The 7,562-nt window shown below is 70.5% G+C and carries 9 protein-coding genes; 8 read left to right on the top strand and 1 reads right to left on the bottom strand.

The features are described 5' to 3' along the window. Positions 1-217: dihydrodipicolinate synthase family protein (locus EBH09_RS38660; protein ID WP_238697238.1), on the bottom strand; the 217-nt coding region annotated here is incomplete at its 3' end. A 244-nt stretch (positions 218-461) separates the two neighbouring features. On the opposite strand from EBH09_RS38660, the gene EBH09_RS08170 reads away from it, so the two are divergent. The 8 genes from EBH09_RS08170 to EBH09_RS08205 form a co-directional block, all read left to right on the top strand. Further along, on the top strand, positions 462-1,271 hold the full coding sequence (locus tag EBH09_RS08170; protein WP_121746375.1) for an NAD(P)-dependent oxidoreductase: 810 nt from the start codon (positions 462-464) through the stop codon (positions 1,269-1,271). A gap of 271 nt (positions 1,272-1,542) precedes the next feature. Further along, entirely contained in the window at positions 1,543-2,313 is a 771-nt protein-coding gene (locus tag EBH09_RS08175) for a DeoR/GlpR family DNA-binding transcription regulator (RefSeq protein ID WP_121747295.1), read from the top strand. 111 nt (positions 2,314-2,424) lie between these two features. Continuing rightward, positions 2,425-3,795 (top strand): sugar ABC transporter substrate-binding protein, encoded by a 1,371-nt coding sequence (locus EBH09_RS08180; RefSeq protein WP_121746376.1) that lies wholly within the window; start codon positions 2,425-2,427, stop codon positions 3,793-3,795. Continuing rightward, complete coding sequence (locus tag EBH09_RS08185) at positions 3,792-4,736, top strand: sugar ABC transporter permease (RefSeq protein ID WP_121746377.1); 945 nt, start codon at positions 3,792-3,794, stop codon at positions 4,734-4,736. Before EBH09_RS08180 ends, EBH09_RS08185 begins: the two co-directional genes overlap by 4 nt. Continuing rightward, the gene (locus tag EBH09_RS08190) at positions 4,733-5,626 is read left to right on the top strand and encodes a carbohydrate ABC transporter permease (protein ID WP_121746378.1); all 894 of its coding nucleotides are present in this window, start codon (positions 4,733-4,735) and stop codon (positions 5,624-5,626) included. The genes EBH09_RS08185 and EBH09_RS08190 overlap by 4 nt, the downstream gene beginning before the upstream one ends. Then, the gene (locus EBH09_RS08195) at positions 5,623-6,612 is read left to right on the top strand and encodes a zinc-dependent alcohol dehydrogenase family protein (protein WP_121746379.1); all 990 of its coding nucleotides are present in this window, start codon (positions 5,623-5,625) and stop codon (positions 6,610-6,612) included. Before EBH09_RS08190 ends, EBH09_RS08195 begins: the two co-directional genes overlap by 4 nt. A 120-nt stretch (positions 6,613-6,732) precedes the next feature. Further along, entirely contained in the window at positions 6,733-6,954 is a 222-nt protein-coding gene (locus tag EBH09_RS08200; RefSeq protein WP_121746380.1) for a hypothetical protein, read from the top strand. Between the two features lie 87 nt (positions 6,955-7,041). Next, the coding region (locus tag EBH09_RS08205) for a TerD family protein (protein WP_193776293.1) at positions 7,042-7,562 on the top strand (521 nt) is incomplete at its 3' end.

Below are 7,562 nucleotides of genomic sequence, written 5' to 3' on the forward strand. Positions count from 1 at the left end.
CCCGGACGCAGGCCTGGAACTCCTCCGGGGTGAGCGCGTGGAACTCGCCCGTGCCGCAGCAGGCGAACACGGCGGCGGCTCCGGCCTCGATCCCGCGGCGCACGTGCGCGCGGTAGACGTCGAGGTCGACCCCGCCGCCGGGGCCGTAGGCCGTGACGGGGAAGAACAGCGGACCGCTGGGTGTGGTGAGCCGGGCGGCGAGAGGGGCTGAGGTCACGGGCGCTCCCCATTCCATAGGTAAGGTCTGCGTCATGCGTCTGCGTCATACTCGTGATCTGCGTCTACATTTCTGAACGCGACCACGCTAAGCCGCCTCGCGAACACCGTCAAGCAGGCCGCCTCTTGACGGGTCACCACCGGTTCTTTAGCGTGTCCACGCGTATGAACGCCAGGCGCCCATACGCACGACTGCGCACGTCTGGCGATTCAGGAGACCCACAGGAGACCTAGGAGTCCCGAGGATGCCCGCTCCCCGCACCGTCCTGCTCACCGGCGCCGCCGGCGGCCTCGGCACCCTGATGCGGGACCTGCTCCCCGACCACGGCTACGAGCTGCGCCTGCTCGACCTGCGCCCGATCGAGGGCGAACCGGACGCCGTGGTCGCCGACCTCGCCGACCGGGCGGCCGTGCGCGAGGCGGTCCGGGGCGTCGACGCGATCATCCACCTCGCGGGCATCTCCCTGGAAGCCCCGTTCGAGAAGATCCTGAAGGCGAACATCGAGGGGACGTACAACCTCTACGAGGCCGCCCGCGAGGAAGGCATCGGACGTATCGTCTTCGCCTCCTCCAACCACGCCGTCGGCTACACCCCGCGCCCCCAGGGCGACGATCCCCTCATCCCGGTCGACACCCCGCGCCGCCCGGACACCTTCTACGGCCTGTCCAAGTCCTTCGGCGAGGACCTCGCCCAGTTCTACTGGGACAAGCACGGCATGGAGACCGTCTCCGTCCGCATCGGCTCCTGCTTCCCCGAGCCGACCAGCGTGCGCATGCTCTCGGTGTGGATGAGCCCCGCCGACGGCGCCCGCCTCTTCCACGCCGCCCTGACCGCGGAGAACGTCGGGCACACCGTCGTCCACGGCTCCTCCGCCAACACCCGCCTGTGGTGGGACCTCACCTCCGCGCGGGCGCTCGGTTACGAACCGCGGGACGACTCCGAGCCGTACGCCGAGAAGCTCGTCGCCGAGCAGGGCGACCTCGACCCGGACAACCCGGCGCACGCCCGCCTCGGCGGCCACTTCGTGACCGACCCCCCGATCTGGCCGTACTGACCGGAACCGATCGATCACGAGGCGGGCGGGCACCGAACGGGCCCGCCCGCTTCCGCATGCGGGCATCCGCACTGCCCGTTCCCACGCCCCGCCCCGCCGCGTGCCAGGTCCGAGACGGGCACCCGGCGACCGGAACGGGCACAAGCGGGCAGTATCGGGTCCGCAACAGACCTGGTCAGTGCCGCACGGCAGCTGTAGAAATTCCCCCATGGCCCCCACGGGCCCGAACGGGCGAGGACACGGCGACGAGGCGGTGAGGCAGGTGTTCGGCATGGACACGAGGACGGCGGAGGAACGCCGGCACGAGATCGTGCGGCTCGCCCGCGCCACCGGCTCGGTCGACGTCACCGCGCTCGCGGCCGGCCTGGGCGTCGCCAAGGAGACCGTACGACGGGACCTGCGCGCCCTGGAGGACCACGGCCTGGTCCGCCGCACCCACGGGGGCGCCTATCCCGTGGAGAGCGCCGGCTTCGAGACCACGCTCGCCTTCCGCGCCACCAGCCACGTGCCCGAGAAGCGCCGGGTCGCCGCCGCGGCCGCCGAACTGCTCGGCGACGCGGAGACCGTCTTCGTCGACGAGGGCTTCACTCCCCGGCTCATCGCCGAGGCCCTGCCCCGGGACCGGCCGCTGACCGTGGTCACCGCGTCCCTGCCGGTCGCCGGCGCGCTCGCCGAGGCCGGCGACACCTCCGTCCTGCTGCTCGGCGGCCGGGTCCGCTCGGGCACGCTGGCCACCGTCGACCACTGGACGACGAAGATGCTGGCCGGCTTCGTCATCGACCTGGCGTACATCGGCGCCAACGGCATCTCCCGCGAACACGGCCTCACCACCCCCGACCCTGCGGTCAGCGAGGTCAAGACCCAGGCGATCCGCGCCGCCCGCCGCACCGTCTTCGCGGGCACGCACACCAAGTTCGGGGCGGTCAGCTTCTGCCGGTTCGCGGAGGTCGGTGCCCTGGAGGCGATCGTCACCAGCACACTGCTCCCCACGGCCGAGGCCCACCGCTATTCGCTGCTCGGGCCGCAGGTCATCCGCGTCTGAGAAGCCGACTCCCCCTCCCCCCGCAAGCCCCGACTCACGCCTGGAGGGCAGGCGCATGCCCTCCACTGCCCAATGACTACCCATTCCTCCCCATATGTTCAGGAGCGATCCATGCGAACCCAGAGCCGACGGAGGCCGCGAGCCACGCTCGCCATGGCCGCCGCAGGGACGCTGCTCGCCCCGCTGCTCTCCGGCTGCTGGGTCGGGGCGGGCGGCGCCGGATCCGGCGGCAACGCCATCAACGTCCTGATGGTCAACAACCCGCAGATGGTCGAGCTGCAGAAACTCACCGCTGACCACTTCACCGAAGAGACCGGCATCAAGGTGAACTTCACCGTCCTGCCGGAGAACGACGTCCGCGACAAGATCAGCCAGGACTTCGCCAACCAGGCCGGCCAGTACGACGTCGCCACCCTCTCCAACTACGAGATACCGATCTACGCCCGCAACGAGTGGCTGCGACCGATGGACTCCTACGTCGCCGAGGACCCGGCGTACGACGAGAGGGACATCCTGGGGCCGATGCGCGAGTCCCTCACCGGCGACGACGGCAAGCTCTACGGCCAGCCCTTCTACGGCGAGTCGTCCTTCCTGATGTACCGCAAGGACGTGTTCGAAAAAGAGGGCCTGACGATGCCCGAGCATCCCACCTGGACCCAGGTGGCCGAGCTGGCCGCCGAACTCGACGGGGCCGAGCCGGACATGAAGGGCATCTGCCTGCGCGGCCTGCCCGGCTGGGGTGAGCTGATGGCACCCCTGACGACGGTCGTGAACACCTTCGGCGGCACCTGGTTCGACCAGGACTGGCAGGCGCGGCTGGACTCCCCCGAGTGGGAGAAGGCGACGAAGTTCTACGTCGGCCTCGTCCGCGAGCACGGCCAGTCCGGCGCCGCCCAGTCCGGTTTCGCCGAGTGCCTGAACAACATGACCCAGGGCAACGTCGCCATGTGGTACGACGCCACCTCCGCCGCCGGATCGCTGGAGTCGGCGAACTCCCCCGTCAAGGGCAAGATGGGCTACGCGCCCGCCCCCGTGGAGAAGACCGAGTCCTCCGGCTGGCTCTACACCTGGGCCTGGGGCATCCAGGATGCCTCCCGCAACGCCGACAAGGCGTGGAAGTTCGTCTCCTGGGCGTCCAGCAAGGAGTACGAGCAGCTGGTCGGCGACGAGATCGGCTGGTCGAACGCGCCGGCCGGCAAGCGGGCCTCGACGTACGAGAACCCCGCCTACCGGGCGGAGGCCGCCGCCTTCCAGGAGATGACCCGGGAGGCCATCGAGGGTGCCAAGCCGAACGACCCCGGAGTGCAGCCGCGCCCCGCGCCCGGCATCCAGTTCGTCGGCATCCCCGAGTTCACCGACCTCGGCACCAAGGTCTCCCAGGAGATCAGCGCGGCCATCGCCGGACGCCAGTCCGTCGAGGAGGCCCTGAAGAAGTCCCAGCAGCTCGCCGAGAAGATCTCCGAGGAGTACGAGGGACGATGACCGCCACGACAACGGCCCCCTCGGCCGCACCCGACCACGCACGACCCACCGTCCGTCCGCCGTCCTCCCGGCTGCGGGCCTGGGCCACCCGGGCCCCCCTCCTCCCCGCCCTGATCTTCATGATCGTGGTCACCCAGCTGCCCTTCGTGGCGACCCTGGTGATCTCCTTCTTCGACTGGAACTCCCTCTATCCGGACGCCCGCTCCTTCACCGGCTTCGGCAACTACGGCGACGTCCTGTCCGACCCGGCGCTGCGCAAGTCGGTGTGGACGACGGTCCTGCTGACGGTGGCGGTGGTCCTGGCCAGCCTGGTCCTCGGTCTGGCCCTCGCCCTGCTGCTGGACCGCCGTTTCAAGGGCCGGGGCGTGGTCCGCACCCTGCTGATCGCCCCGTTTTTGGTGGTCCCGGTGGCGGCGGCGCTCCTGTGGAAGCACGTCCTCTACAACCCCGAGTACGGCCTGTTCAACGGCCTGTTGCACTACGTCGGCGGCCCTCAGCCGGACTGGATCTCGAACACCCCGCTGCTGGCGGTCGAGGCCTCACTGGTGTGGCAGTGGACGCCCTTCATGATGCTCATCCTGCTGGCCGGGCTGCAGAGCCGGGACCAGCAGCAGATCGAGGCCGCCCGGGTGGACGGCGCGAGCGACTGGCAGATCTTCGTCCACCTCACCCTCCCCCACCTGCGCCGCTACCTGGAACTGGGCGCCCTGCTCGGCTCGATCTACATCGTCCAGAACTTCGACGCCGTCTTCACCATCACGTCCGGCGGCCTGGGCACGGCCAACCTGCCCTACACCGTCTACCAGAGCTTCTACCAGGCCCACGAGAACGGCCTCGCCTCGGCCGCGGGCGTCCTGGTCGTCATCGGCTCGATCATCATCGCCACCTTCGCGCTGCGCGTGGTGTCGTCCCTGTTCCGCGAGGAGGTCGGCCGCGCATGAGCGCCACCGCCGTACGACCCGCCGCCACCGGCACCACCGGCACCACCGGTGCCAAGCCCGCACGAGTCCGCCGGAAGGCGGGTGCCGGCCTGGGCCTGGTGGCCTGGCTGGCCGGAATCGTCTTCTTCCTGCCGATCGCGTGGATGGCGCTGACCTCCTTCCACTCGGAGGAGGACGCGGCCACCAACCCGCCGTCCTTCGCGGCGTCCCTCACCCTGGACGGCTACCGGGAGTTCTTCGGCGCGGGCGGCGGCGCGAGCCCCTGGCCGGCGCTGATCAACTCGGCGGTGGCGTCGGTCGCCTCGACCCTCCTCGTCCTGGTCCTGGCCCTGCCCGCCGCGTACGCCCTCTCCATCCGGCCGGTGAAGAAGTGGACGGACGTCCTGTTCTTCTTCCTGTCCACCAAGATGCTGCCGGTGGTGGCGGGCCTGCTGCCGATCTACCTGTTCGCCAAGAACACGGACCTGCTGGACAACATCTGGCTGCTGGTCCTCCTCTACACCTCCATGAACCTGCCGATCGCGGTCTGGATGATGCAGTCCTTCCTGGCCGAGGTCCCGGTCGCGATCATCGAGGCGGCCCGCGTGGACGGCGCGAAACTGCCGACCATCCTGGCCCGCGTGGTCGCCCCGATCGCCCTCCCCGGCATCGCCGCGACCTCCCTCATCTGCTTCATCTTCAGCTGGAACGAACTGCTCTTCGCCCGGGTGCTGACGGGCGTGGTCGCAGAGACCGCCCCCGTCTTCCTGACCGGCTTCATCACCAGCCAGGGCCTCTTCCTGGCCAAGGTGTGCGCCGCGTCGCTCGTCATCTCCCTGCCGGTGCTCGCCGCGGGGTTCGCCGCCCAGGACAAACTGGTCCAGGGCCTGTCGTTGGGAGCCGTGAAATGAAGGCCGCCGTCATCGAGTCCGTGGGCCGTGCCGTCGTCACCGAGGTCCCCGACCCGACGCCAGGGCCCCGCGAGGTCGTCGTGGAGGTCGCCGCCTGCGGCCTGTGCGGCACCGACCTGCACATTCTCCAGGGCGAGTTCGCGCCCAAGCTCCCCATCGTGCCGGGCCACGAGTTCGCCGGCGAGGTGGTCGGCGTCGGCGCGCAGGTCACGGAGGTGTCCGTCGGCGACCAGGTCGCGGTGGACCCGTCCCTCTACTGCTACGAGTGCCGCTACTGCCGCACCGGCCACAACAACCTCTGCGAACGCTGGGCGGCCATCGGCGTGACGACGGCGGGCGGCGCGGCGAAGTACGCGGTGGCCCCCGTGGCCAACTGCGTGAAGCTCCCCGAGCACGTCCGCACCCAGGACGCGGCCCTGATCGAGCCGCTCTCCTGCGCGGTCCGCGGCTACGACGTCCTCCAGTCCCGCCTCGGCGCCCACGTCCTGATCTACGGCTCCGGCACGATGGGCCTGATGATGCTGGAGCTGGCCAAGCGCACCGGCGCGGCCGGCGTCGACGTGGTCGACCTCAACCCGGCCCGCCTGGAGACGGCCCGCGGCCTCGGCGTCTCGGCCTCGGCCGCGACCCCGGACGAACTGGACCGCCCCCAGGGCTGGGACCTCGTCATCGACGCGACCGGCAACGCGGCGGCCATCCAGGACGGCCTGGACCGGGTCGCCAAGGCGGGCACCTTCCTCCAGTTCGGCGTCGCCGACTACGCGACGCGGGTGCAGATCGACCCGTACCGCATCTACAACCAGGAGATCACCATCACCGGCTCGATGGCGGTCCTGCACAGCTACGAACGCGCGGCGGAACTGTTCGCGAACGGCGTCCTCGACCCGGACGTCTTCATCAGCGACCGCATCGGACTGGACCGCTACCCCGAGGCACTGGAGCAGTTCGCGGCGGGGGTGGGCAGGAAGATCGTGGTCGTGCCGTGAAGCGATAGCCCGTCCGGCGCCTCGAAGCGGGGGCCTGGGGCGCGGCCCTCGGGAACGGGAAGGGGCGGCGGGGGCGAAAACCCCTGGGCCCGCCGCCCCCACCCCACCTACGATCCCCGCATGCCCAACCCCCACGGCTTCGCCTACACCGCCACGTCAACCGGCACCGTCCACATCACCCACCACGACCACCCCGCCACCACCCTCAACGGCTCCCGAGCCGCCCGCTTCCTCCAGGAGGTCACGGCAGGCGAACCCCAGCTGGTCATGGCCCGCTGGACCGGCAACTACAAACACGGCAACGAACGCACCGCCCGCAACCACCCCCGAAACCGCCGCTGAGCACCCCCCACACCAGCCCCTGACCCGATTGGCCCCCGGGTAAGGGAACGGTAAAACGCCCTCGCTCGTTCACCCGGCATGACAGCTATGACCCCCGGCTCGAACATCCCCCTCTCCGCCGCCCGCGTGACGGTGGACGTCGCCGCGCCCGTGCGGCTCGACGTATCGGGCCTGCTGCTCACCGCCGACGGCAAGGTGCGCTCCGACGACGACTTCATCTTCTACAACCAGCCCACCGGCCAGGGCGTGACCTACCGCTCCGGCGGCGGCGCCGCCCCGGACGCGATCGTGGTCGACACCTCAGCCGTGCCGCCGGGCATCGAGAAGATCGTCGTCACCGCCAGCCCGGACGCCGCCGGGCAGTCCTTTCAGGGCATCGAACCGACCGCCACCATCCGAAACGCGGACGACAACTCCGTCCTCGCCACCTTCACGCCCCCGCAGCTCGGCACCGAGACCGCACTGGTGATCGTGGAGGTCTACCTGCGCAACGGCGCCTGGAAGGCCCGCGCGGTCGGCCAGGGCTACTCCAACGGCCTCGCCGGCATCGCGACGGACTTCGGCGTCTCGGTGGAGGAACCCGCCGCCCCGGCCGCCCAGCCGGCCGC

This window comes from Streptomyces sp. E2N166, from assembly GCF_003671715.1.
Taxonomy (GTDB): Bacteria; Actinomycetota; Actinomycetes; order Streptomycetales; family Streptomycetaceae; genus Streptomyces; species Streptomyces thinghirensis.

What these genes read in the sequence shown, in the direction of transcription:
- EBH09_RS08180 (WP_121746376.1), top strand. Translation starts at nt 2,425, where the DNA reads ATGCGAACCCAGAGCCGACGGAGGCCGCGAGCCACGCTCGCCATGGCC.
- EBH09_RS08190 (WP_121746378.1), top strand. Translation starts at nt 4,733, where the DNA reads ATGAGCGCCACCGCCGTACGACCCGCCGCCACCGGCACCACCGGCACC.
- EBH09_RS08175 (WP_121747295.1), top strand. Translation starts at nt 1,543, where the DNA reads ATGGACACGAGGACGGCGGAGGAACGCCGGCACGAGATCGTGCGGCTC.
- EBH09_RS08170 (WP_121746375.1), top strand. Translation starts at nt 462, where the DNA reads ATGCCCGCTCCCCGCACCGTCCTGCTCACCGGCGCCGCCGGCGGCCTC.
- EBH09_RS08195 (WP_121746379.1), top strand. Translation starts at nt 5,623, where the DNA reads ATGAAGGCCGCCGTCATCGAGTCCGTGGGCCGTGCCGTCGTCACCGAG.
- EBH09_RS08200 (WP_121746380.1), top strand. Translation starts at nt 6,733, where the DNA reads ATGCCCAACCCCCACGGCTTCGCCTACACCGCCACGTCAACCGGCACC.
- EBH09_RS08185 (WP_121746377.1), top strand. Translation starts at nt 3,792, where the DNA reads ATGACCGCCACGACAACGGCCCCCTCGGCCGCACCCGACCACGCACGA.